The following is a 23454-nucleotide window of genomic DNA, read 5'->3' as shown; positions in this document are numbered from 1 at the left end:
CCATGCTCAGCAAGCTATCCTTTCGCCATAAGCTCTTGCTGGGGACGCTCCTGCCGATTGTTGTCATCTACACCGGCCTTTTCCTCTACATTCGGGCGCGCCTGATTGGCCGCAGTACTGCCGATTATGAAAAGTGGCAGGGAACGCTGGTGTCCCTCTACGCCGATCAATTTAACGACTCACTGGCGCAGGTGGCGCAACTGGCAACCACCACTGCCTATGCCCTAGAAACCTTCCCCAAGGTCGATGAACAGCAGCTGTATGCATTTTTGCGCCGCAATGTCACTGTCAATCCCTTGGTCTATGGATCGGCGATTGCCTTTACTCCCTATAGCTTTTCTCCCCGCAAGCGCCTCTTTTGCCCCTATATTTATCGGCAGGGGGGCACATGGCGGCAAAAGGATACGGGAACAATTTACGACTACACCCAACCCCAATGGAACTGGTACACAGAGCCAATTCAAAGCGGTCAGCCCCGCTGGAGTGATCCCTATTTTGATCGGGGTGCGGGGGATAGTTGGATGGTAACCTATTCGGTGCCCTTCCGCCGCCAAGGTCAAATTCGGGGAGTCGCCACGGTGGATGTGGCTCTAGAAAGCCTGCAGCAGACCATGAACATTCAAGCCCTCCAAGAAGGCCAGTTCTTTGTCTTGGATCGCAAGGGACGGATTATCTTTCATAACGATGTCCAGTTCATTGGTCAATCTATTTTTTACATTGCCAAGGAAAACAACCACGGCGATCTTGCCGCCCTAGGCAGAGCAATGGTGGCGGGTCAAAGGGGACAGCAATGGGTCACTGATTGGCTTTCCCAAGAGCGCCAATGGGTCTTTTATGCGCCGATTCCCGAGGCACGCTGGAGTCTGGCCATTCGTATCAATGAAGACACACTGCTTGACTTTATTCATGAAGAAACGTGGGCGGGTCTGTGGATTTTGGGGATGTCCTTTGGCTTGATTAGTTTGCTGACTTGGGGAGTGACAGGCTACATCGTGCGCCCCCTGAAGCGGCTAAATGCTGCAGCTCACAAAATTGCAGTGGGTGATCTAGACATTGCCGCTGAGGTGGACACCGCAACTCAGGATGAGTTGGGCAACCTCGGTCGCACCTTTGTGGATATGGCAGGGCAATTAGAGGAAAGTTTTAGTGAACTCCACCGCTTTAATCAACGCCTCGAAGAGGAAGTGGCGCACCGGACGGCTGCCCTTGAAGCGGCCAATCGACAACTGACCGAAAAAGAACGGGTACTTCATGACCACAATGTTGCTTTGGTGCAGCTGAGCCAATCTCCCCATGTGCAACAGGGACACTTTCGTATGGCGTTGCAGGAGATTATCCAAGTGACGGCAACAACACTGCGCGTCCAGCGGGCTTCGGCATGGGAACTCCAGGGCGATCGCCTCAAATGTGTTGTCCAGTACGACCCTGCCGCCAACAACCCTACTCAATCCACCTACCTCACCCAGCCCCCCTATCCAGAGTACTTGAAACTGCTGCGCACCGGGGAACCCCTCGTGGTCAATGATTTACTCACGGATCCGCGCACCCACGAACTGCGGGACTATGCCAAACTTCAGCGGGTGTATTCTCGGATTGATGCGCCGATCATCTTCAATGGTCAATTATTGGGGGTGATCTGTGTTGAGAGTATTGGCGAGCATCGGGTTTGGCTGGTGGAGGAACGCAGTTTTGTCTCCAATGTGGCGGATATTGTCACAATCGCCCTTGCAGCCCATCAACGTCATCAAGCGGAGCGGGAGTTACTCAAGGCCAAAGAGGCAGCAGAGGCAGCCAACAAAGCCAAAAGTATTTTCCTTGCCAACATGAGCCATGAACTGCGCACCCCCCTCAATGCCATTCTCGGCTTTAGTCAAATTTTGCTCAGCGATCGCACCCTTGCACCGCAGCATCGGCAAACCCTTGAAAAGATCAACCGCAGCGGTGAACACCTTTTGGGTTTGATTAACGATGTCCTTGACATGGCCAAAATTGAAGCTGGGCGTATCACGCTTCAGGAAACCACCTTTGATTTGCGGCGGATGCTGCAAACCCTCGAAGAAATGCTCAAGGTGCGAGCTGAAGCTAAAGGGTTGCGTCTGGTCTTTGATTTGCCCGCCAATCTGCCGGTGGCGGTAACCACTGATGAAATGAAGCTGCGCCAAGTATTGGTGAACCTCTTGGGCAATGGCATTAAATTCACCAAAGAGGGGGGCGTCTCCCTCAAGGTCAGCTATAAAGCCCAAGAACCCCCGCGACTCGCCTTTGAAGTCAGTGATACGGGTATTGGCATGACCGCGGCAGAGTTGAAAATGCTCTTCCAGCCCTTTGTCCAAACCGATAGCAGTAAAAAAGTCAGTGAAGGCACTGGGCTGGGGTTGGCCATTAGTCGCCAGTTTGTGCAATTGATGGGGGGGGATATTCAGGTGCGCAGCACCAAGGGGCAGGGAAGTCACTTTTACTTTGAGATCAACATTGGCCTTGGCGATCCCCAAGCGCTAGAGGAGGAAAGGGCACAAACCGTTGTTGGCCTGCGATCGCCCACCTCAGCAGTCCGCATTCTGGTGGTAGATGATATTCCCGAAAACCGCCAACTGCTCACCCAACTCCTAAAACCCGTGGGCTTTCGCTGTCGAGAAGCCGGCAATGGTCAAGAGGCGGTGCAGATCTGGCGAGAATGGCAGCCCCATGCAATTCTCATGGATATTCGCATGCCCGTGATGGATGGTAAAACGGCAACGCGACAGATCAAGAAAGAAGTGAGCGATCGCCTCCGACGCGGCGAAGCCGTCTGCGCCCCGAAAATTCTTGCGGTGACCGCCAGTGGCTTTGAGCAGGACAAACAGGAACTGCTGAATCTCGGTTGTGATGACTACATTGCCAAGCCCTTCCGTCCGCAAACGATTTTTGAACGACTCGCCGCCCAGTTAAATCTAGAGTATGCCTACGAGGATGCTCTGCCCCCCGCAAGTGCTCCCCGTCCTCAGGTGCTGGATCCAGCCGCCCTAATGGTGATGCCCCGCCCTTGGATTGCTGAACTCCAAGAAGCGGCCAAAAAGCTCAATGCCAAGCGCATTCGCGAACTGATTGCTGAAATCCCATCCGAAGAAGCCGCCTTGATTGCAGGCCTTCAGCAACTGGTGAAAACATTCCGCTTTGATAAAATTGTCGAGTTGACGCTGGTTTGATGTTCACGCTGACGCAACTTTGCCCTACAACATTGGAAAATGCCCGTCAGTTGCACCTCTCATTGACCGCAGAGGAACGCTGTCGCAGTCGTCTCCATTGCCACAGTGATGAGGGGGAATCTCTCTATCTGAAGTTGCCGCGCGGGATGACGTTACAGCCGGGCGATCGCCTTCAGGACGAGGACGGCACAGTAGTCGTCACGGTTCACGCCAAACCCGAACCCACGCTAAAGGTGATGGCTACCACTCCCCTTGACCTTCTACAGGCCGCCTACCACCTTGGGAATCGCCACCTCCCCTTGGAAATTCACACCGATTATCTTCGCTGGGGGGCAGATTCCGTGTTGCAAACCATGCTGGAACAGCGGGGCTTAATAGTAACGTTTGAAGTCGCGCCCTTTTGTCCCGAGCGCGGTGCCTACCATGTTCACTGAGTCAGCGCTGTTAACCTTGTTGCAGTGGGTGAGTCCCGCTTTGCCCATTGGCGGCTTTAACTACTCCGAGGGCTTGGAGACCCTGATTGCCCAAGGCAAGATCACCTCAGCAGCCGCCGTACAGGATTGGCTCACCTTTGAACTGGCTTTTGGCAGTGCTCACTTGGAAACAGCAGTGATGGGGCGGGTCTATGGGGCGATCGCCAAGGGCGATTTTGACGCTGTTCACCAGTGGAATGCGTGGCTCTCGGCTGCCCGCGAAAGCGCCGAACTGCGTGCCCAAAATTGGCAAATGGGAACAGCATTGATCAACCTCGTCGCTGCCCTCGATCGCCTACCGCCAGAACTTCAGACTGGTCAGCCCTACCCTTGGAATGTCAGTGTTGCCTTTTGCATTGCCGCTGCCCTTGCCGACATTCCCCTAGAAACCGCACTTCTAGGCTATCTCCATAGTTGGGTCACTACTCTGATCAATGCAGCGGTGAAACTGATTCCCCTTGGTCAGACGGCGGGTCAAGTGCTTCTGCGCCAACTTCAGCCCCAGATTCAGCAAACCGTGCAGCAGAGCTTAAATGTGACTGACAATGATTTAGAAAGCTGTACCTTGGGCTTAGCCCTCGCCAGTATGCAGCACGAAACGCTCTACTGCCGCCTATTTCGCAGTTAATCCTGTCTAGAAAATGATTTCCGTCGAAACAGCCGTTGACCTGATTCAGCAGCATTTGCCCGATTGGGGCACAGAGACCATCTCTTTGACTGAGCCTCAGTACAGCCGACTAGCAGGAGCCATTACCAGCGATCGCCCCTACCCACCCATTGACCGCATCATGATGGATGGTATTGCCCTGCGGTGGGCCGCCTATGAATCTGGTCAGCGTGCCTTCCCGATTCTGGGGGTTGTCCCTGCTGGTGAGGTACCCCCCACGTTGACGGATCCACAGGCCTGCTTGGAAGTGATGACTGGTGCCGCGTTGCCCCAGAACTGCGATCTGGTCATTCCCTACGAGGCTCTGGAAATTCGTGACGGCATTGCCCATATCCGCCACGCCGAACTGTGGTCGCCCTATCAATTTGTTCACCGCTGTGGCAGTGATGCGCCGGCGGGTCAACAGGTGCTGGCGGCAGGTACCCCTCTACACAGTCCGGCTTGGGGCATTCTTGCCTCTGTGGGGCAGAGCGAAGTTTGTGTCCAGCGCACCCCCCGCACTCAAATTGTTGCCACCGGCAATGAACTGATTCCGCCAGACCACGTCCCTCAACCCCATCAACTGCGCCTCTCCAATGCCTACGCCCTAATGGCTGCCCTCAAGCGCCAAGGGTACAGCCACGTCAGCATCACCCATTTACCCGATGATCCGCTGCAACTGGCAACCCACTACTGCCAAGCGAGCCAAGCGTACGATCTCCTGATTTATTGCGGCGGCGTTTCCAAGGGCAAGTTTGACTATTTACCGCAACTGTGGCGCGATCATGGCGTGCAGCAATATATCCACGGTGTCGCTCAGCGCCCCGGAAAACCCCTCTGGTTTGGGGTGGATCACACGCAGCAAACGGCAGTCTTTGGCTTGCCGGGGAACCCCGTCTCCAGTTTGGTGTGTTTACACCGCTATATTTTGGACATGCCACGCCTCTATGCCCGCTTGGCCACTCCCTTCTCTTTTGAGAAGCCCTTAACCTACTTTTTACCCGTTAAACTAGAAACCACGAAAACTGCTGAACTGATTGCCCACCCCCGTCCGATGCAAAACTCTGGTGATTTTTTGGCCTTGGCTGACAGTGATGGCTTCTTGGAACTACCTGCCTCGCAAGGGATATTTGCCGCTGGGGAGTGCTATCGCTATTTTCCGTGGAGTTAGGGCGGATGGTTGTCACCACAGCTATCCCTAGCCAACGTTTGCTGGATAACCAAGGGCGACACATTCGCAAGTTGCGCCTGTCGGTTACCGATCGCTGTAATTTGCGCTGTACTTACTGTATGCCCGTGGATGCCGCCTTTATGCCCCCCCAGACCTATTTAAGCCCCACAGAGTATGCCACGATTGTGGCTGAACTGGTGGCACTGGGGATTGAGTCGGTGCGCCTAACGGGGGGTGAACCGCTCCTGCGAGCCGAGTTTGCTGAGATTGTCGCAGCCTTGGTGGCAGTGGGGGTGCCAGAGCTAAGCTTAACCACGAATGGGATTCGCTTGGTGCCCTTTTTGCCCCTCTTGGAACAATATGGGGTACGGCGTTTGAATATCAGTCTGGATAGCCTAGACCCCGAAACCTTTGCCGCCATTAGTCATGGCCACCACTTGGAAACGGTGAAGGCGGCGGTGGCCACTGCGGTTCACCAAGGGTTTCAGGTGAAGCTGAACATGGTGGTTATGGCGGGTGTCAATGATCACGAACTGGTGCCGATGGTGGAGTACGCCAAGGGGTTGGGGATTGAGGTGCGCTTTTTGGAGCTGATGCGCATTGGCTATGCTTGCCACTTGGGGGGCGATCGCTTTGTTAGTGCTGCCACGATGATTGAGCGCTTGCGTCAGCATTATGATCTGCGACCTGTGCCACGTCCTTTGGATTCCACTTCGTTTAACTTTGAGACGGCCTGTGGCGGGCAGATTGGTTTTATCGCTTCAGAATCCCAACCCTTTTGTGGCCACTGCTCCCGTTGGCGCTTGTCTGCGGATGGTGTCCTGCGAGCGTGCCTGTTTAAGGAGGCGGGGGTGTCCCTACGGGGCTTAAGTCAAAGGGAACGGTATGCCGCCTATGAGCAAGTGTTGGGCATGAAACCCAGCTTGCGCGGAGCAGAAGTTCACCATGCGATGCACCAGATTGGAGGCTAGGAGAATGCTCTCCCACATCAATGAGCACCAACAACCCCAGATGGTGGATATTAGCGAGAAGGCCGTGAGCGATCGCCGAGCGGTGGCAGAAGCCCTGATTGAATTGCCACCAGTCTTTCAGGCCTATGTGCAAGGGGGAGATCTCTTTCTCACGAAAGGGCCTGTGGTGCAAACGGCGATTATTGCTGGCACAATGGCGGTAAAACGCACCGCTGAAGTCATTCCCTTTTGCCATTCGCTGCCGATTACCAGTTGTCGCTTTGAGACGGATATCGAGTCACTTGAGAGTGGCCTTAGAATTCGCCTGCGCTGTGAGGTCAAAACCCGCGATCGCACCGGGGTGGAAATGGAAAGCCTGCATGGGGTGGCGATCGCAGCCCTCACAATCTACGACATGGCCAAAGCCCTCAGCCCCCATATTGTGATTCGCGAGGTGCGCCTGCTGGCGAAAAGTGGTGGCAAGAAAACCCTCGGCCAATATCCCCTCTACGGCCTTGTGCTCACTGGCGGCCAGAGTCAGCGCATGGGTCAGGCCAAAGCCCTGCTAGACTACTACGGCGAACCCCATGCCCAGTACCTCTACAATTTGTTGGCTCAATCCTGCGAACAAGTCTTTCTCTCAGCGCAACCCAATCAATGGCAGGGGACTCCCCTTGCCGATTTGCCAACCCTCCCCGATACCCTGCCTCAGATTGGCCCCATTGCCGGCATCCTAACAGCTTTACGTGCCTATCCCCACGTGAACTGGTTAGTGGTGGCCTGTGACTTGCCCTATTTGACCACAGAAACCCTTGCGCCCCTGTTGCACCATTACCGCGAAGATGTGGTGGCCACCTGCTATCACCATCCCCAAGAGGGTTTCCCAGAGCCATTGTGTGCCATTTATACCCCCCAAGCTCTGCCGGTATTTGAGGCCGCCTATGCAGAAGGGATCTACTGCCCTGTGAAAATTCTCCAGCGATCGCCCTGCCAGCGGATTGCCCCACCCCAGCCGACCATTACTGCCAACATCAACACCCCTGAAGATTATCTGGAAGCCCTACACCATGTCCGACAGCCCTAAAACTATTCATCTACACTACTTTGCCCAGTTACGCGAGCAAAGCCAACGGGAACAGGAGGAGCGAGTGACCACCGCCCAAACCTATGGCGAGCTATACCAAGAACTAAAGACCCAGTACGGGTTTACCCTTGATCTGACCCATGTTAAGGTTGCGGCTAATGATACGTTTGTGACACTGGATCAACCCCTACGAGCTGGAGATAAGGTCGTCTTTATTCCCCCTGTTGCCGGGGGTTAACTAAGCGATGGTGATCAAGCAATTTTCCCTAACCAATACTCCCCTAGAGCCAGCTCAGTTGTGGCAGCCCCTAGCCAACTTGCGAGCCGGTGCCTTTGTTAGCTTTGAGGGTTGGGTGCGCAATCACAACCACGGCAAGATCGTCACTGCCCTAGAATACGAGGTCTATCCTGCCTTGGCTCTTAAAGAAGGAGAACAGATCCTAGCAGAAGCCATTGGGAAATTTGACTTGCTGGGGGCGATCGCCAGCCATCGCTATGGAACGCTAACTCTTGGCGAGATTGCTGTGTGGGTAGGGGTGACGGCGCCTCATCGCCAACAAGCCTTTGCTGGTGCGGCCTACATCATTGATGAAATTAAACACCGCCTACCCATTTGGAAAAAGGAATACTATCTAAATGAGCCAGCTACTTGGGTGTATTGCCGTGAGCATCACCATTACGGTCTGTTTGATGACGACGGGGGACAACCGTGGGGGCTAAGTCGTCTCGCTTCAGCCAGCGATGGATAGTGGCGCAACTGACTTGGAAGATTTGAGTTGCTTCACTAATTTTGCCACCTTGCTGGATGTAGGAGACAACCCGCTCTCGTCAGTCCAAGCTATAGCTCATATTCTTGAGTAACATTCATGACGCTTTGAGTATAGCCTTGAGTATAGCCTAACCTCTCAAATGCGCACAGAAGAAACAGAACTGGCATGGGAGGGCAAGTATGACCAATCAGTTTACCTCATTCAGCGCTGGAACCAAGAGGGTATGCTGTAGGACATTCTCAAGAAACTGTATCAATTAACACCCTTTACTATCCGAAAGTTGCATAAGATGAAGAGCCACAAGAGCCACAATTGCATCAATAGACATAGACGCAGAGGGAGAACACAGCAAGTATTATGCGACTTGATCAGTTTCAATCTTTTTTAGCTGTTGCTGAAACGGGGAGTTTTCAAGCGGCAGCGCGGCGGTGTGGGGTGACGCAACCCACAATTAGTCGGCAAATTCAAGCTCTAGAAGAAAGTTTGGGGATGCAACTTGTTCACCGCTCGAATCGCGCCAAGTTAACTGTGGCGGGGGACTTGTTTTTGCGCCGTGCCCATCGCATCTGGCAAGAGTGGCAGGCCGCCAATGCTGAACTCAAAGCCATGCAAAATGGCCAGCAGCAGGAACTCTGCATTGCCGCTATTCACTCCATTTGCCGCTACTTTTTGCCCACGCTGTTACCGACGTTTTGCCAAGCATTTCCCCAAATGCAGTTGCGGGTGACTGCCCTAGGGAGCGATCGCGCCCTCAAAGTCTTGCAGGATAGCCTAGTAGATCTAGCAATTGTCATGGGCGATCGCCACCTCTTAAAACAGGCGGAATGGGTGATTGAACCGCTGTACAGTGAGCCTGTGCAAGTGCTAATGGCGGCTGAACATCCCCTCGCTGTTAATGAGACCTTGACATGGCAAGAACTAGCTCGCTTTCCCCATGTGGTATTTAAGGATGGCTATGGCATGCGCCGCTTGGTGGCTGAAGAATTTAGCCGTCGGGGTTTACCTTGGCAACCCGCTCTTGAACTCAACACGCCTGATGCGTTTATTGCTGTGATCCGCGAAAGTGAGATGGTTGCCTTGCTGCCGCGCTCTGCCCTCAAGGAAGCGCTCCACGATCCTGCCCTAGGGATTCGTGATTTATCCACGCCACTGCCCCTGCGTCAGGTGTTGGCCATTACCACCCGCGATCGCCTGACCTTACCGCCCGTTGCCCAGTTGCTTACGTTGATCCGCCAGCAGGCTGCCCATGAGTCCTCTTTTTCGTGATCTCCTTAAAAAAGTCGGCAGTGGTGCCCACACCCACAAAGACCTGAGCCGCACCGAGGCAGCCTTGGCGTTGCAACTCATGCTGGAGCAGGTGGCAACCCCTGCCCAAATTGGGGCGTTTTTGATTGCTCATCGGATTAAGCGACCCACCTCGGAAGAGATGGCGGGTATGCTCGATGCCTACAACGAGCTAGGGCCAAAGATTCCAGCGGTTGAGACCAGTTGCCCCGTGATGATCCTCAGTCAGCCCTATGATGGTCGCGATCGCACGTTTCCCCTGAGTCCATTAACAGCATTGGTTTTGGCGGCTGCTGGGATTCCAGTACTTCAACACGGGGGCGATCGCATACCCACCAAAGAAGGCATTCCCCTCATTGAGCTATGGCGATGTTTAGGGGTGGACTGGTCAACCCTAACCCTAGAACAAATCACCCACTGCCTAGAGCAAACGGGTTTAGGTTTTGTCTATCTCCCGCGTCATTTTCCAGCAGCCCAAGGGCTAGTCCCCTACCGGGAGCAAATTGGTAAACGTCCCCCCATTGCCACATTGGAATTAATCTGGAATCCTTACCAAGGGCGCAGTCACCTCGTAGCAGGGTTTGTTCATCCGCCGACGGAAGGGATCATGCGCGATGCCCTCTATCTCCACGGTGTTCATGAATTTACTACCGTCAAAGGTCTTGAAGGCAGTTGTGATTTGCCCCGCGAACGCACCGCCATTATCGGCCTTGCCCGTGATCAAGACCCTCCTTGGCAACGCCTGCGTCTCCATCCCCAAGAGTATGGTATGGCCAGCAGTAATGTGCCTTGGCCAGCGGACACAACAACTGCTGCAAAAATGATGGCTGCCGTCTTAGCTGCCGAGGAGCAGCTCCTCACCACCTCCGTTATCTGGAACAGTGGGTTTTACCTGTGGCAGGGGGGCAAAGCCGATAGTCTCAATTCCGGACTCGCACTCAGCAGCGAACTCCTCCGTAGTGGTCGGGTGGCTCAACACCTACAGAAATTGCAAACCATGTTGGAGAAGATATAGATGTTGCGGGAGCGACTGCGCTTTAATTGGCAAGAACTCAGTGGCAGTTTTGGTGATTTGGGTACGGATTTGCCCCTACTGGTGGGGATGATCATGGCTGCCCAGTTGGATAGTGCTAACGTCTTCACTCTGTTTGGCGTGGCACAAATTCTCACGGGGGTATTCTATGGCCTTCCCATGCCGATGCAACCCCTAAAGGCAATGGCTGTAATTGTGATGACGGAAAAACTCACTGGATCTATCCTTTGGGCAGGGGGACTGATGGTAGGAGCGATGATGTTGGTGTTAACGTCCACCGGAATCCTGACCCGACTGGCTCGCTGGATTCCCCAACCCGTGGTGCGGGGGTGTCAATTGGGACTGGGACTGTCCCTAGCCGCCGTTGCCCTCAAGACCTACTTGCCCGCGGGTGGCCTCTTTGGTTATCTGTTGGGTGCCATGGGCTTTTTGATCTTGCTCCTTTTACCCAAGGAACGGGGAGTTCCCGCAGGGTTACTGGTGGTGTTGCTGGGGGTGGGTGTAGCGATTAGCCGTGTTCTGGCTGAGACAGAATTGCAGTTAACCATTGCTTGGCAGCTTCCCTACCTGCAGCCTTTAGATCCTCAGGCCTTGATTCCCGGACTCGTGCTATTGGCACTGCCGCAGTTACCCCTATCGATCGCCAATGCAGTGATTGCAACCCAGCAAACTGCCCACGATCTCTTTCCCGATCGCCCCCTCTCGATTCGCCAAATTGGCCTCACGTATAGCCTCACCAACTTGATCCTGCCCTTCTTTGGTGGTGTCCCCCTCTGCCATGGCTGTAGCGGTTTGGCAGGACACTATGCCCTTGGTGCCCGCACAGGTGGGGCGGTGGTGATCTATGGCAGTCTCTACCTTCTCTTGGGTCTCTTTTTTGGTTCCAGTGTGGATAAGCTGCTGGAAATTTTTCCCCTCTCGATTTTGGGGGTCATTCTTTTGTTTGAAGCGTGGGTACTCATGGGCTTTATTAAAGATCAAGCCGCCATGCCCGCAAATTGGATGATTACCCTCTTAGTGGGGGCGATCGCCCTCAGTGTGCCCCAAGGCTTCTTAGTGGGCACCCTTGTTGGTACAACTCTGTACTACCTCAGCAGAAAAATGCCACTACAACTCTCCTAGCCCTCTAGGCCAGACCAAATTCCTGCAATGCTGGCCAAAAATTGCGATTCTCGTGGCCGGGCTGGCTGAGCTTCACAAGGGCAAAGCGTTGCAGGGGGGTCAGGGCTGACCATTTTTCCACCGTCAGGCTGTGGTGAGGTACGTTGGTCAGTTGTTGCTGCACTGTCTCTGGCAGTTCAGTGGTGATGTCCCAAGGGTAGGGTTGGCGAATCTCTATATCACTCGGTGGGGTTCCATGGGTGTGGGTCACCCAATCCCGCAGTTGCTGACGATAGTCTGCCTGAGCTTCGGGGGTGTCGCAGGAAGTCACCACAAGCCATTGTCGCTGTTCTTGGGAAAGTTGATGCCAGTGGAGCAGCTTCAGCTTGACCCCACATAAATCTAGTTTATAGCGAACAATCATTGGAATACAGCGTAACGAAGCCGTGAATTCGGCCTCAAACGCAAAGAAGTGGGACATCAATAGCCATAACCCTCCACAGGGAATCAGATTCTATTATTGCTTGAGGGCAGTGCCGCTTTCCTGCATGGTGGGGGTATGGGGCGTCTGCCGCAACTTCAGGGGCAGCACCTGCACCGCACAGGCTTTGAGTTCTGGCTGCTTTGAGACCGGACAGGCAATGGGATGGGTCAGTTGGTTTGCCTCACCGCTATCAGCAAAGAGAAAGCCCCAGTGCATGGGTACAAAGAGAGTGCCCGGACGAATGGCCTTGGTGAGGATGACCGGCAGGCACACTTGACCGCGACGCGATCGCACCTCCACCCAATCCCCGTCTTTGAGATGTAAGTTTGCGGCATCGTCGGGGTGCATTTCCACAAAGGGATCGGGGTGCATTTTTTGAATTTTGGCAATGCGACCGGTACGGGTTTGAGTGTGCCAGTGGCCGTAGAGACGACCCGTTGTCAGGGTAAAGCTATAGATGTGATCGGTGGGTTCCGCCACGCCCTGACTGTGGGCAAGGCAAAAATATGCCCGTTGATTGGGTGTGTGAAATCGCCAGTCAGTATAGAGGCGTTTGGGTTTGCGGGCTTCTTCATCATCCATACCGGCAGGACAGGGCCACTGCAAGGCGCCTAAACGGGCAAGGCGTTCGTGGCTCAGACCCGATTGATCGCAGGGGCGACCGGCAGTGAGTTGGACAAATTCGGCATAGACGGCAGCGGCATCGGCAAATGGGAAGAGATGCCCATATCCCAAGCGGCGCCCCACCTCAGCAAAAATTTCCCAATCAGGGCGAGCCAGACCGGGGGGCGATCGAAAGGCGGGGGCAAGGGTGACGCGGCGTTCAGAGTTAGTCATCACACCTGTTTTCTCACTCCATTGCGCCGCCGGCAAAATCAGATGGGCATAGGCTGCTGTTTCAGTGGGAAAGTAGGCATCCTGATAGACGGTAAAAGGAGATTTGAGAAAGGCCGCCTTGGCACGCTCTAAATGGGGAAAACTAACCGCAGGATTGGTGGCCGCAATCCACAGCAGACCCACTTCTCCCTGTTCTAGACCTTCGACAATTTGCCATGCCGTGCGACCGGGGCGATCGCTTATTTGCCCTCGCGGCAGTCCCCAAAAGTCCTCTACCTCTTGGCGATGCTGTGGATTGGTCACTTGGCGATAGCCGGGCAACAGATGGCTCAAGCCGCCGGCTTCGCGCCCCCCCATGGCGTTGGGTTGCCCCGTCAGCGAAAAAGGACCACTCCCTGGGCGGCCAATTTGCCCCGTCAACAGGTGGAGATTGATGAGACAACGAGCTTTGGCCGTCCCTTCAGCAGACTGGTTAATGCCCATTGACCAAAGGGAGAGTACCGCTTGGGCATGCCCCCAATAGCGAGCCGCCTGTTCTAGATCACTTTGAGCAATGCCACAGCGTTCCGCTACCCAGTCTGGGGTGTAGGCCGCCAGCAGCTTTACATACTGGGCAAAGCCTTGGGTACACTCCTCTATAAACTCAGCATCGATCTGTCCCCATTGCAGTAGCAAATGGCCAATGCCGTGGAGCAGATCAATATCCGTGCCAGGTCGGATGGCAAGGTGCAGATCCGCCACTTCCGCTGTCGGGGTGCGCCGCGGATCCACAACAATCAACTTGACGCGGCGATCGCGCTTGTGGTGGTTGCGCAGACGATTAAAGACAATGGGATGGCATTCGGCAGTATTAGTACCCATAAGGAACGCACAATCGGTAGCCTCCAAATCGTCGTAGCAGCAGGGGGGGCCATCAGCGCCGAAGCTAGCCATGTAGGCCGACACTGCCGAGGACATACATAGCCGCGAGTTGGCATCAAAGTTGTTCGTACCCAAACAGCCCTTGATTAGCTTTTGCGCCACATAGTAGTCCTCGGTTTGAAATTGACCGGAACCGTACATACAAATGGCATCGGTGCCCCGCTCACAGCGTACCCATTGGATGCGTTCCACAAGGCGGGTCATGGCCTCGTCCCACGAAATGACCGTAAAGGGCTGATCCAAACGCTCCCGCCACAGGGGGTAAACCAAGCGATCGCGATCAAGGGCTTCTAGAATAGTTGCCCCCTTGACACAGACCATGCCTTGGGAGGAGGGATGCTGGCGATCGCCCCGAATTTTATAGGCTCCCTTGCCTTGAGGGACTGCTTCTAAGCCACAGCCCACCCCACAGTAGGGACACAGCGAGGACACTGGCTCACTTGGTTCAGGCACAGCACGCCCTTTTTCCTCAAACCGCAGGAATTCACAGGAACAGCACCTGACCCCTTGCTCTGAGCAAATGATCAGATCCGCTGTAGCATCGCCATGGAAAAAAAGCTCTTGCCTCGGAAACACTACCCGTTGCCAAGTGGGCTGATTTGACAAATAAATCTGCTGAACGCTCTCGCTGGTATTGCGGTAGTAGCAGAGGTAACGACTGGACTGAACGGCTAACGAGCCAACCCGTGGGGTACTCATACGCTACTTAGTGCCCAAACCGCGTGTACAGAAAGTCAACCACTTGGTTGCGGAGATCGTAGTACTGCGGATCCTCAAGGAGTTGCGATCGCCGCCGTGGCCGCGGAAAAGGAATCTTCACAATATCGCCAATGCGGGCGGCAGGGCCATTGGTCATCATCACCACCCGATCCGCGAGGTACAGCGCCTCATCAATGTCGTGGGTAATCATCAGTACCGTCAGTCGGTGGCTGCGCCAAATCTTTAAGAGTTCATCCTGTAACTCCTCCTTCGTGATGGCATCGAGGGCACCAAAGGGTTCATCTAAAATCAACACTTCAGGGCGAATGGCGAGGGCGCGGGCGATCGCCACCCGTTGTTTCATGCCCCCCGACAGTTGAGCAGGGCGTTTGTGGGCAGCCGCTGTTAGCCCCACTCGTTCCAAGTGCTCCTCGACAATTTGGCGCCGGCGTTGGCGAGTTTTCTGGGGATAGACAGACTTCACTGCTAGCTCAATATTTTGATAGGCCGTCAGCCAAGGCAGCAGCGCGTAGTTTTGAAACACCATCATGCGATCCGGCCCCGGACGGCGCACGGGCACGCCATTGAGAGTAATTTCCCCTCGTGTTGGCGCTGTAAAACCCGCAACCATATTCAAGAGTGTGGTTTTGCCGCAGCCGGAATGGCCAATGAAACAGACAAATTCGCCGCTGCTCACCTCAAGGTGAATATCCTCAAGTACCACCTGGTCGCCATTAGCCGTAGGGTAGGCTTTGCTCACCCCATCAATGCGTAGATGCTGGGTGGCCGTTAAATGGGGGTCAAGACGATAGAGGGTTTCCATAGACTTCTCTCAAAAATACCTAGACAGCAACAACCTCTTGGGGATCAACAGTGCGAATATCAAGGCCACGGCGAATCGCAGCCGCCTCAATGTAGCCAAGGGGATTATCGGGGTCAAAGGGCAGTCCATCGAAAAGAGCAAAGGCAGAACGATCTGGCTCATTATCTACAACCTTCAGTTCCCGCGCTGCCGCCCCAAAGAGATCTACCCGCCGCACCTGCTCAACAATTTCTAGCCAGTTTTTTGGGAAGGGCGTAAGTTGCCAGCGAGCCAATTGGGTCATGATCCACAGCCCTTCCAACCGCCCAGGACAGGGAGAGCGATCCACGTAGAACTGGTGAAACCGGGGTTGAAAAGCAGCAACAATGCCATCCCCCCAATCAAGGGGATCCACAAAGCCGGCATAGGCATCCTCAGGAGTACACCCCACATACTCTGGCCGACAAAGCAGTTGGGCAATTTCGGGGCGATGTTTGATCGTATCGCAGTACTCACAGGCTTCGATCAATGCCTTGACCAACGCTTGGTGTAGCTGCGGGTTGGCCTGCACCCAATCGGAACGCATACCCACAACTTTTTCCGGGTGCCCCGACCAAATATCCAAATCCGTAGCGACAATCACCCCAATACCCTCGCGCACTGCATGGGAATTCCACGGTTGACCGACACAAAAGCCACTGATATGGCCGGCCTTGAGGTGATAGATCATTTGGCAGGGGGGAATCACCAACAACTCGACATCGTAATCGGGGTCAATGCCAGCGGCGGCCAGCCAGTACCGCAACAGGAGGTTGTGCATTGATGCGGCATGAACCACTCCCAGCCGGGGGCGATCGCCCGTGCGCTGAATATAGGCGCGCAGATCTTCAGCAGTCTTCACCCCCTGCTGCCACAACTGGCGACTAAAGGTGATGGCATTGCCATTGCGACTCAGCACCAACGAGGTCATCAGCGGTTGTGAAGGCTGACCGTTTAACCCCAAGGTCATGGCTAAGGGCATGGCCGCCAACAGTTGAGCGCCCGTCAAGCGACCCGCGATCACCCCCATCACCAAGTCCTGCCAGCTTTCTTCGCGATGCAGCGTGACTGGCTCCAAACTATACTTAGCAAAGAAGCCCATTTCCTTGGCGACAATGAGGGGGGCACTGTCTATCAGGGGCATAAAGCCAAGGGTCAGACCTGCCGGCACTGTTGGTGCAACCATGGGCACCTCCAAAGGCGGGCGGCGGCGTTTCTGCTGATTGAGAAAGGCAATCATCTCATTGCGCAGGCCATAGTAGCTGGGATGGTTGAGCACGTCATGGCGATTGCGGGGACGGGCAAAGGGAATTTTGAGAATTTGGCCAATGTGGGCTTCAGGGCCATTGGTGAGCAGCACCACGCGATCAGAGAGCAGTAGTGCCTCATCCACATCATGGGTGACCATAATGCAGGTGGTTTGACTGCCTTGACACACTTGCATCAACTCATCCTGCAAAGAGCCTCGCGTCAAAGCATCAAGGGCACCAAAGGGTTCATCCAGCAGGAGCACCTCCGGTTGAATCGCCAAGGCACGGGCGATCGCCACCCGTTGCTTCATCCCCCCCGACAGTTGGGCAGGGAACTTCTCGCGGGCTTTACTGAGGTGCACCTGTTCCAGCGCCGCCTCTACCCGCTGTCGTTGCTCTGCCTTGCTCAAATGCCCCAGCACCGCCGCCACCGCCAAGGCCACATTCTGGTACACCGTTTTCCAAGGCAACAGCGAATAGTTTTGGAACACCACCATGCGATCGGGACCCGGTTCCGTCACTTGCCGTCCTGCCATCACCACGCCACCACTGCTAGGCCGCTGAAAGCCAGCAATGATATTCAAGAGCGTGGACTTGCCGCAGCCAGAGTGACCGACAAGGGAAATAAACTCCCCTTTTTGGATTTCGAGGTGGATATTCTTGAGAGCAATGTAGCGATCGCCCCCGGGCAGATCAAAAACCTGATCCACATGGTCAATTTCAATAAACGGTAAAGACTTGGCCATAGGGTTAAACAACCTAATGTTCGACAGTAAGGGGAAAAGAGGGGAGGATGGGTTACGTGAGGGAGCTAGGAATGCGCCTCTTCACCGTGGCTGAGCAGGCGACCCACAAAGGCCACCGAGCGATCCAGAACCAGGCCGACAATGCCGACATAGATCACGGCAACAATAATTTCACTAATCAGAGAACTGTTCCAGGCATCCCAAATAAAGAAGCCAATGCCGACACCGCCAATGAGCATCTCCGCCGCCACGATCGCCAACCAAGACAGCCCAATGCCAATGCGCAGCCCCGTAAACACATAGGGCACCGTTGCTGGTACGAGAATATTCAGGAAATAATCCTTGCGGGAAAGCTGCAACACCCGTGCCACATTCTTGTAGTCCTTGGGAATTTGCTGCACACCAACAATTGTGTTGATGATAATCGGCCAAATTGCGGTAATGAAGATCACAAAAATCGCTGCCGGTTCATTGTCCCGCAGAGCCGCCAAGGAAATGGGCAACCACGCAAGGGGGGGCACCGGACGCAACACCTGCAAAATGGGATCCACTGCATCGTAGAGCACTCGACTAGAGCCAATCAGCATCCCCAGCCCCACTCCAATGACTGCTGCCAAGGAAAAGCCAACGGCCACCCGCCGCAGACTGGAGAGAATTTGCCACCCCAACCCCACATCCGTGCCACTCCCTTGATAAAAGGGATCAACTATCAACCCCCAAGTTTCAGTAATAACAGTGAGGGGCGTTGGCAGGCGAAGTAGCCCCGCCATGCAGACAAACTGCCAAATGACCAAGAAACACAGCGCCCCCAAACTACCCAGTACCACTTTGCGGAACATCGCTGACTTCTTGAGATGCTTTAACCAGCGCCGCCGTCGAGATTGAGTGAAACCCATAGAAGAACTTGCCATTGCTCTTTACCTCTAAACTTTTTTCAAATCCAAACCACTCAAGTAGGCCTGAGGATTTTGGGGATCAAAGGCCACACCATCAAAAAAGGTCTCCACGCCCCGAGAGGTGGTGGTGGGAATTTCCGCTGCCGGCACCCCCATCGCTTGAGCGGCTTCGCGCCACAGATCCTCACGGTTCACTTTTTGGATGAGAGCTTTAGTGTCCATATTCGGCGGCAAATACCCCCAGCGAATGTCCTCCGTCAGGAACCACAGATCATGACTTTGGTAGGGATAAGAGGCATTGTCTCGCCAGAACTTCATCGCTAGATCGGGGTTGTCAAAGGTACGGCCATTGCCAAAGTCAAACTTACCGAGGGAGCGATCCAAAATATTCTTCTCGGGTACCTTCAACCATTGCCGCTGGGCAATTATCTTGACCATTTCTGGTTTATTTTCAGGTTGGTCACACCACTGTTGTGCTTCCATCACAGCCATCAATAGAGCTTTAGTGGCCTTCGGATGCTGATCAACCCAATCCGCCCGCAAAGTCAGCGATTTCTCAGGATGATCCTGCCAAAATTCACCCGTGGTAATAGCATCAACCCCCACCTTTTGATTCACCGCTTGTTGTGGCCATGGCTCAGCCACACAGAAAGCTTCCATGGTTCCAGTTTTCACATTGGCCACCATTTGCGGAGGAGGCACAACGATCACAGAAACGTCCTTCTCAGGATCAATGCCGCCGGCAGCCAGCCAGTAGCGCATCCACAGATCATGGGTGCCCCCTGGAAATGTCACTGCCACTTTGATCTGCTCTTGCTGATTCTGGGCACGCCGTTCAGCACGGGTTTTAGCAAAGGCCTCCTTCAGGGGGCTACTGTCAGTCCTGATATTGAGATCCTTGTAAGCATTAGCCAAGACAATTCCCTGACCATTTGTGTTTAACCGCGCCAAGATATACATGGGTACAGGTTTGCCACCGGTAATGGTTCCCACGGTCATCAGGTAGGGCATTGGTGTGAGAATGTGGGCACCATCAATGCCACCCCCGGCAGAACCCAAGACCAAGTTGTCGCGGGTCACGCCCCAAGAAGCCTGCTTAATCACCTCCACATCGGGCATCCCATACTTGGCAAACAAGCCCTTTTCCTTGGCAATAATCAGGGGAGCCGCGTCCGTCAGAGCAATAAAGCCCAGTTTCGCTCCCATCACTTCTGGAGTTTCCGCTAGGGTGGTGGGTTGGGCAACATCACTAGTTTGCTGGCTATTACCACAACCGTGGGAGATCAATGTCACGGCCGTTGTAGCCGCAGCGGTCACGAGAAAGTGACGCCGGGAGAAAGTCACCATTGGTTTACAAATCCTTTAATTCCTAAACAATCGACAAGGCTAATTCAGCGTGTATCGGAACCTGCAGCGTATGTGAACTGATGGGCTGAGCACCAAAGTGATCAATCAACAGTTGGCGCAGTACCTCCGGCAGTTCATCACAGGGAATCGCTTTTTTCACACAGGTGCCCAGCTTGGCATCCTTACCGACCTTGCCACCCATGTACAAATCCACGGCATCCACGGTTTCGCCGTTACGACGGGCTTTTGTACCCATTAGGCCAATATCGGCTACTTGGGGTTGACCACAGGAGTTGGGACACCCGGTCCAGTGAATGCGCACCGGTTGAGGGAGCACCAGTTGTTGATTCAGCCAGCGGACGAGGGCAAGGGCACGATTTTTGGTTTCAATGAGGGCAAAGTTGCAAAACTGAGCACCCGTACAGGAAACGAGGGCACGTTCTAAAGGCGGTGGTTCCGGCCGAAACTTAGTGAGGAGGGGTTCGCGCAGCAGGCTTGGTAAAACAGCGCTAGGTACATGGGGAATGATCAGATTTTGCTCCACGGTCAGCCGCACTTCCGATTGACCATAGACTTGAGCTAGCCGTGCCAACTCGTAAAAATCAGTGGCATAGAGGCGCCCTACGGGCACATGCAGTCCCACATAGTTCAACTCCCGCTGTTTTTGGCAATGCACCCCCAGATGATCTCGCTTGTCCCAGTCAATTTCATCCTTGGGAGCGGCACTGAGGAGTTCAAAGGGGAGTTTAGCGGCGACTGCTGCCCGGAATTTCTCGATACCCCATTCATCAATCAGCCACATGAGCCGCGCTTTTTGGCGATTGCCCCGTAGGCCATGGTCACGGAAAATTTCAAGGATGGCACGTGAGAGGTGCACCACAGCATCATCGGGAGGCACCCAAGCATTGAGGGGGATAGCGGCAGCGCAACGCCGAGCAGAGAAGAAACCACCGACTAAAACATTGAAGCCCAAACGCCCTTGCCGATAGGCAGGCACAAAGGCAACATCGTTAATTTCCGCATGGACAGAGTTATCCCGCCCCCCCTCGATCGCAATGTTGAATTTGCGGGGTAGATTGCTGAATTCCAAATTCCCCTGACCATTGTTGGTAATCATGGCCTGCAATTTCATGATCAAGGGGCGAGTATCAATGAGTTCGGCCGCATCAATGCCCGCCACTGGCGATCCAGTGAGGTTGCGCACATTGTCCATGCCGGATTGCACAGAGGTCAGGCCACAGGCTTGCAGCCGCTCTATGATTTCAGGAATATCCTCAATGGGCAGACCCCGAATCTGAATGTTTTGACGGGTGGTGATGTCACCATTGCCGTTCTCACCATAGCGATCCACAATTTCGCCAAGGGTTCGCAGTTGTTGACTGGTGAGAATCCCATTGGGTACCCGCAGCCGCATCATGAACCTGCTAGGGGTAACGGGGCGAAAGAAAATCCCAAGCCACTTGAGGCGAACATCGCGGTCAGCTTCAGGAATGTTTTCCCAGCCCATGGCTGCGAATTTCTCTAGCTCTTGTTTAACCGCTAAAACATCTTTCTCTTTTTTAATGGCTTCAATTTTGTTGCTCACGGTTGTTGCCCTTGGTTTCAACGGGTTACTTGAACACCCAATTTAGGCAGGTCAATCATGAACATTTGTAAATTTTGCTACATTTTCTTTGTCGCTATACAGTTTCCGTATTAAAAATATGCCAAAACTGTATCTAACCTTAACTTCAGGGCGGGAGATTAAATCTGCCCAAACAACTAAAACAGCCCAAATTGCTCTATAACAAGATGACAGCCGGTAGCGGTAGCCACTATTTTAGAAAAAGGCTGTTGATGACAATAAATTAAGCGATAAATAAAAAGCTGCACCCTGAGGTTAGCCCTAGCTAGGACGCAGCACGCAACGTTCTAATGATTTTGCAGGTGGATGGGGGGTCTAAGTGCCAGAGGTCCAAGAGTTCATGTACTCCACCTGTTCGGGAGTGAGGGTGTCAATGGCAATGCCCATGGCTTGGAGTTTCAAACGGGCAATTTCTTGATCCACTGCTGCGGGAATAGGGTGGATGCCGGCTGCCAACTGACCTTTATTTTTGACAAGATACTCACAGCCAAGGGCTTGGTTGGCAAAGCTCATATCCATCACACTGGCGGGGTGGCCTTCGGCAGCCGCAAGGTTAATCAGGCGGCCTTCACCCAAAACAATGATGGATTTACCGCTGGGGAGAATGTATTCCTCGGTGAAGTTGCGCACGACGCGGACTTCCTTGGCGAGGGTTTTCAGGGTGGCAAGGTCAATTTCAATGTCAAAGTGACCAGAGTTGGCTACCATTGCCCCATCTTTCATGACGGCAAAGTGCTCGGCGCGAATCACATGCTTATTCCCCGTCACGGTAATGAAAATATCCCCAAGGGGCGCCGCCTCAAGCATGGGCATGACCCGGAAGCCATCCATGACTGCTTCAATGGCACGCACAGGATCAATTTCCGTCACAATCACATTGGCACCCATGCCCCGTGCCCGCAGCGCTGTCCCTTTACCGCACCAGCCATAGCCAGCCACGACAACGGTTTTACCGGCAAGCAGAATGTTCGTTGCCCGAATGATGCCATCGAGGGTAGATTGACCAGTGCCGTAGCGGTTGTCAAAGAAGTGTTTGGTGTCGGCATCGTTGACATTAATGGCGGGGAAGGTGAGGACGCCATCGCGGAACATGGCCTTGAGGCGGACAATGCCAGTGGTGGTTTCTTCGGTGGTGCCAATAATGTCACTGAGTTGGTGCTGGCGCTCTTTGACGAGGGTGGCAACCACATCACAGCCGTCATCAATGATGATGTTGGGACGGTGATCAAGGGCAATATTGACGTGGCGCATATAGGTGGCGGTGTCTTCCCCTTTTTGGGCAAAGACCGGGATGCCGTAGTTCACCACTAGGCTAGCGGCGACATCGTCTTGGGTGGAGAGGGGATTACTGGCAATAAGAACCGCGTCAGCACCGCCGGCTTTGAGGGCGATCGCTAGATTGGCGGTTTCTGTGGTCACATGGCAACAGGCGGCCAAGCGAATACCGGCAAGGGGCTTTTCTTTCTCAAAGCGATCGCGAATCTGCCGCAGTACCGGCATCTCCCGACTGGCCCACTCAATGCGCTGCTGCCCTAAGGGTGCAAGGCTCAAGTCTTTGACATCGTGACGAACAGGGGCTTCAGATTTAATCGGAGAAGACACCATACTGCGGTTCCTTAAAAAAGGTTACGGCTCCCCATTATACGCAAGAATCGCCTAGGGGGAATTCTTCCGCAGTACCCAACTGGTCACCGTGCCGCCGGGGAAAATGAGCAAATTCACGGTGCCAATTTCCAAAAGATGCCCCTTGCGATTGCGAAACTGAAAGGTGCAGAGATCTACCCCCCCTATTAGTTGACAACCCATCAGTTCGCTATAGCCTTGACCGACGAGATAGGCCACAATCGGGGTCGTTGTTGTCGGATTCACCATTGCTGGATTAACCACGGGTTGCCAACCCCGATCAAGGAGGCGTTGGCGGGCATCCGCATAGCTCATGCCTTGGCGTAAACGCGGCACCCGCTGCGCAAGGGCACTTGGTGCAAAGCCAACCCCTGCTGCCAGTAAACCAAGGGCAATGAAACGTTTCAGCAATACCATAGCAATTGCTTGTTAAATGCCAATCGCTATACGCTGCAAGGGTCAGGTTCATACAGGTTCCAGAGGTGAAAC

20 protein-coding genes are annotated in these 23454 nt (G+C 54.1%); 11 read left to right on the top strand and 9 right to left on the bottom strand.

All coding sequences use genetic code 11. From position 1 onward, the window contains the following. The first annotated feature begins 2 nt into the window (after positions 1-2). The 11 genes from RHH27_RS02565 to RHH27_RS02515 all read left to right on the top strand — a co-directional run bounded on the left by RHH27_RS02565 (position 3) and on the right by RHH27_RS02515 (position 11718). Entirely contained in the window at positions 3-3185 is a 3183-nt protein-coding gene (locus tag RHH27_RS02565) for an ATP-binding protein (protein ID WP_302678772.1), read from the top strand. After that, entirely contained in the window at positions 3185-3619 is a 435-nt protein-coding gene (gene ureE, locus RHH27_RS02560; RefSeq protein ID WP_302678771.1) for an urease accessory protein UreE, read from the top strand. The genes RHH27_RS02565 and ureE overlap by 1 nt, the downstream gene beginning before the upstream one ends. Beyond that, positions 3609-4286: an urease accessory protein UreF gene (locus tag RHH27_RS02555; RefSeq protein WP_206200941.1), complete on the top strand. Its 678-nt coding sequence runs from the start codon at positions 3609-3611 to the stop codon at positions 4284-4286. The genes ureE and RHH27_RS02555 overlap by 11 nt, the downstream gene beginning before the upstream one ends. Before the next feature lie 13 nt (positions 4287-4299). Beyond that, positions 4300-5475 carry a molybdopterin molybdotransferase MoeA gene (locus tag RHH27_RS02550; RefSeq protein ID WP_206200940.1) on the top strand — a complete coding sequence of 392 codons (1176 nt, stop codon included), beginning with the start codon at positions 4300-4302 and terminating at the stop codon, positions 5473-5475. A gap of 5 nt (positions 5476-5480) precedes the next feature. Further along, a complete protein-coding gene (gene moaA, locus RHH27_RS02545) occupies positions 5481-6446 on the top strand; it encodes a GTP 3',8-cyclase MoaA (protein ID WP_190278050.1) in 966 nt (321 codons plus the stop codon). A 4-nt stretch (positions 6447-6450) separates the two neighbouring features. Continuing rightward, positions 6451-7509 (top strand): cyclic pyranopterin monophosphate synthase MoaC, encoded by a 1059-nt coding sequence (moaC, locus tag RHH27_RS02540; protein ID WP_302678770.1) that lies wholly within the window; start codon positions 6451-6453, stop codon positions 7507-7509. After that, entirely contained in the window at positions 7493-7747 is a 255-nt protein-coding gene (locus RHH27_RS02535) for a MoaD/ThiS family protein (RefSeq protein WP_302678769.1), read from the top strand. The genes moaC and RHH27_RS02535 overlap by 17 nt, the downstream gene beginning before the upstream one ends. 7 nt (positions 7748-7754) lie before the next feature. Further along, positions 7755-8258, top strand: coding sequence for a molybdenum cofactor biosynthesis protein MoaE (locus RHH27_RS02530; protein ID WP_225901625.1), 504 nt, complete (start codon positions 7755-7757; stop codon positions 8256-8258). A 378-nt stretch (positions 8259-8636) separates the two neighbouring features. After that, a complete protein-coding gene (locus tag RHH27_RS02525; RefSeq protein WP_206200936.1) occupies positions 8637-9545 on the top strand; it encodes a LysR family transcriptional regulator in 909 nt (302 codons plus the stop codon). Next, complete coding sequence (locus RHH27_RS02520; RefSeq protein ID WP_302678768.1) at positions 9526-10578, top strand: anthranilate phosphoribosyltransferase family protein; 1053 nt, start codon at positions 9526-9528, stop codon at positions 10576-10578. Before RHH27_RS02525 ends, RHH27_RS02520 begins: the two co-directional genes overlap by 20 nt. Next, positions 10579-11718 carry a putative sulfate/molybdate transporter gene (locus RHH27_RS02515; RefSeq protein ID WP_302678767.1) on the top strand — a complete coding sequence of 380 codons (1140 nt, stop codon included), beginning with the start codon at positions 10579-10581 and terminating at the stop codon, positions 11716-11718. It begins immediately after the preceding gene. Between the two features lie 4 nt (positions 11719-11722). Here the strand turns inward: RHH27_RS02515 and RHH27_RS02510 are convergent, their stop codons facing one another. The 9 genes from RHH27_RS02510 to RHH27_RS02470 all read right to left on the bottom strand — a co-directional run bounded on the left by RHH27_RS02510 (position 11723) and on the right by RHH27_RS02470 (position 23382). After that, the gene (locus RHH27_RS02510) at positions 11723-12178 is read right to left on the bottom strand and encodes a nitrate reductase associated protein (protein WP_302678766.1); all 456 of its coding nucleotides are present in this window, start codon (positions 12176-12178) and stop codon (positions 11723-11725) included. A 36-nt stretch (positions 12179-12214) separates the two neighbouring features. Beyond that, entirely contained in the window at positions 12215-14638 is a 2424-nt protein-coding gene (locus tag RHH27_RS02505; RefSeq protein WP_302678765.1) for a molybdopterin oxidoreductase family protein, read from the bottom strand. 7 nt (positions 14639-14645) lie between these two features. Then, entirely contained in the window at positions 14646-15461 is an 816-nt protein-coding gene (locus RHH27_RS02500; protein WP_302678764.1) for an ABC transporter ATP-binding protein, read from the bottom strand. A gap of 19 nt (positions 15462-15480) precedes the next feature. Next, positions 15481-17475 carry a nitrate ABC transporter ATP-binding protein gene (locus RHH27_RS02495; RefSeq protein WP_302678763.1) on the bottom strand — a complete coding sequence of 665 codons (1995 nt, stop codon included), beginning with the start codon at positions 17473-17475 and terminating at the stop codon, positions 15481-15483. Positions 17476-17540: 65 nt separating this feature from the next. Next, positions 17541-18386 carry a nitrate ABC transporter permease gene (ntrB, locus tag RHH27_RS02490; protein WP_302678762.1) on the bottom strand — a complete coding sequence of 282 codons (846 nt, stop codon included), beginning with the start codon at positions 18384-18386 and terminating at the stop codon, positions 17541-17543. Positions 18387-18398: 12 nt separating this feature from the next. Next, complete coding sequence (locus tag RHH27_RS02485) at positions 18399-19718, bottom strand: CmpA/NrtA family ABC transporter substrate-binding protein (protein ID WP_302678761.1); 1320 nt, start codon at positions 19716-19718, stop codon at positions 18399-18401. A gap of 22 nt (positions 19719-19740) precedes the next feature. Next, positions 19741-21303 carry a ferredoxin--nitrite reductase gene (locus tag RHH27_RS02480; RefSeq protein ID WP_302678760.1) on the bottom strand — a complete coding sequence of 521 codons (1563 nt, stop codon included), beginning with the start codon at positions 21301-21303 and terminating at the stop codon, positions 19741-19743. A 354-nt stretch (positions 21304-21657) separates the two neighbouring features. After that, positions 21658-22947, bottom strand: coding sequence for an adenosylhomocysteinase (ahcY, locus tag RHH27_RS02475; protein ID WP_302678759.1), 1290 nt, complete (start codon positions 22945-22947; stop codon positions 21658-21660). A gap of 51 nt (positions 22948-22998) precedes the next feature. Then, positions 22999-23382 (bottom strand): hypothetical protein, encoded by a 384-nt coding sequence (locus RHH27_RS02470; protein WP_302678758.1) that lies wholly within the window; start codon positions 23380-23382, stop codon positions 22999-23001. Positions 23383-23454 lie beyond the last annotated feature (72 nt).

This window comes from Thermosynechococcus sp. PP555, assembly GCF_031583225.1.
GTDB lineage: Bacteria > Cyanobacteriota > Cyanobacteriia > Thermosynechococcales > Thermosynechococcaceae > Thermosynechococcus.
This window is presented reverse-complemented; position numbering and strand designations above follow the sequence as displayed.

What these genes read in the sequence shown, in the direction of transcription:
- RHH27_RS02565 (WP_302678772.1), top strand. Translation starts at nt 3, where the DNA reads ATGCTCAGCAAGCTATCCTTTCGCCATAAGCTCTTGCTGGGGACGCTC.
- ureE (WP_302678771.1), top strand. Translation starts at nt 3,185, where the DNA reads ATGTTCACGCTGACGCAACTTTGCCCTACAACATTGGAAAATGCCCGT.
- RHH27_RS02555 (WP_206200941.1), top strand. Translation starts at nt 3,609, where the DNA reads ATGTTCACTGAGTCAGCGCTGTTAACCTTGTTGCAGTGGGTGAGTCCC.
- RHH27_RS02550 (WP_206200940.1), top strand. Translation starts at nt 4,300, where the DNA reads ATGATTTCCGTCGAAACAGCCGTTGACCTGATTCAGCAGCATTTGCCC.
- moaA (WP_190278050.1), top strand. Translation starts at nt 5,481, where the DNA reads ATGGTTGTCACCACAGCTATCCCTAGCCAACGTTTGCTGGATAACCAA.
- moaC (WP_302678770.1), top strand. Translation starts at nt 6,451, where the DNA reads ATGCTCTCCCACATCAATGAGCACCAACAACCCCAGATGGTGGATATT.
- RHH27_RS02535 (WP_302678769.1), top strand. Translation starts at nt 7,493, where the DNA reads ATGTCCGACAGCCCTAAAACTATTCATCTACACTACTTTGCCCAGTTA.
- RHH27_RS02530 (WP_225901625.1), top strand. Translation starts at nt 7,755, where the DNA reads ATGGTGATCAAGCAATTTTCCCTAACCAATACTCCCCTAGAGCCAGCT.
- RHH27_RS02525 (WP_206200936.1), top strand. Translation starts at nt 8,637, where the DNA reads ATGCGACTTGATCAGTTTCAATCTTTTTTAGCTGTTGCTGAAACGGGG.
- RHH27_RS02520 (WP_302678768.1), top strand. Translation starts at nt 9,526, where the DNA reads ATGAGTCCTCTTTTTCGTGATCTCCTTAAAAAAGTCGGCAGTGGTGCC.
- RHH27_RS02515 (WP_302678767.1), top strand. Translation starts at nt 10,579, where the DNA reads ATGTTGCGGGAGCGACTGCGCTTTAATTGGCAAGAACTCAGTGGCAGT.
- RHH27_RS02510 (WP_302678766.1), bottom strand. Translation starts at nt 12,178, where the DNA reads ATGTCCCACTTCTTTGCGTTTGAGGCCGAATTCACGGCTTCGTTACGC.
- RHH27_RS02505 (WP_302678765.1), bottom strand. Translation starts at nt 14,638, where the DNA reads ATGAGTACCCCACGGGTTGGCTCGTTAGCCGTTCAGTCCAGTCGTTAC.
- RHH27_RS02500 (WP_302678764.1), bottom strand. Translation starts at nt 15,461, where the DNA reads ATGGAAACCCTCTATCGTCTTGACCCCCATTTAACGGCCACCCAGCAT.
- RHH27_RS02495 (WP_302678763.1), bottom strand. Translation starts at nt 17,475, where the DNA reads ATGGCCAAGTCTTTACCGTTTATTGAAATTGACCATGTGGATCAGGTT.
- ntrB (WP_302678762.1), bottom strand. Translation starts at nt 18,386, where the DNA reads ATGGCAAGTTCTTCTATGGGTTTCACTCAATCTCGACGGCGGCGCTGG.
- RHH27_RS02485 (WP_302678761.1), bottom strand. Translation starts at nt 19,718, where the DNA reads ATGGTGACTTTCTCCCGGCGTCACTTTCTCGTGACCGCTGCGGCTACA.
- ahcY (WP_302678759.1), bottom strand. Translation starts at nt 22,947, where the DNA reads ATGGTGTCTTCTCCGATTAAATCTGAAGCCCCTGTTCGTCACGATGTC.
- RHH27_RS02470 (WP_302678758.1), bottom strand. Translation starts at nt 23,382, where the DNA reads ATGGTATTGCTGAAACGTTTCATTGCCCTTGGTTTACTGGCAGCAGGG.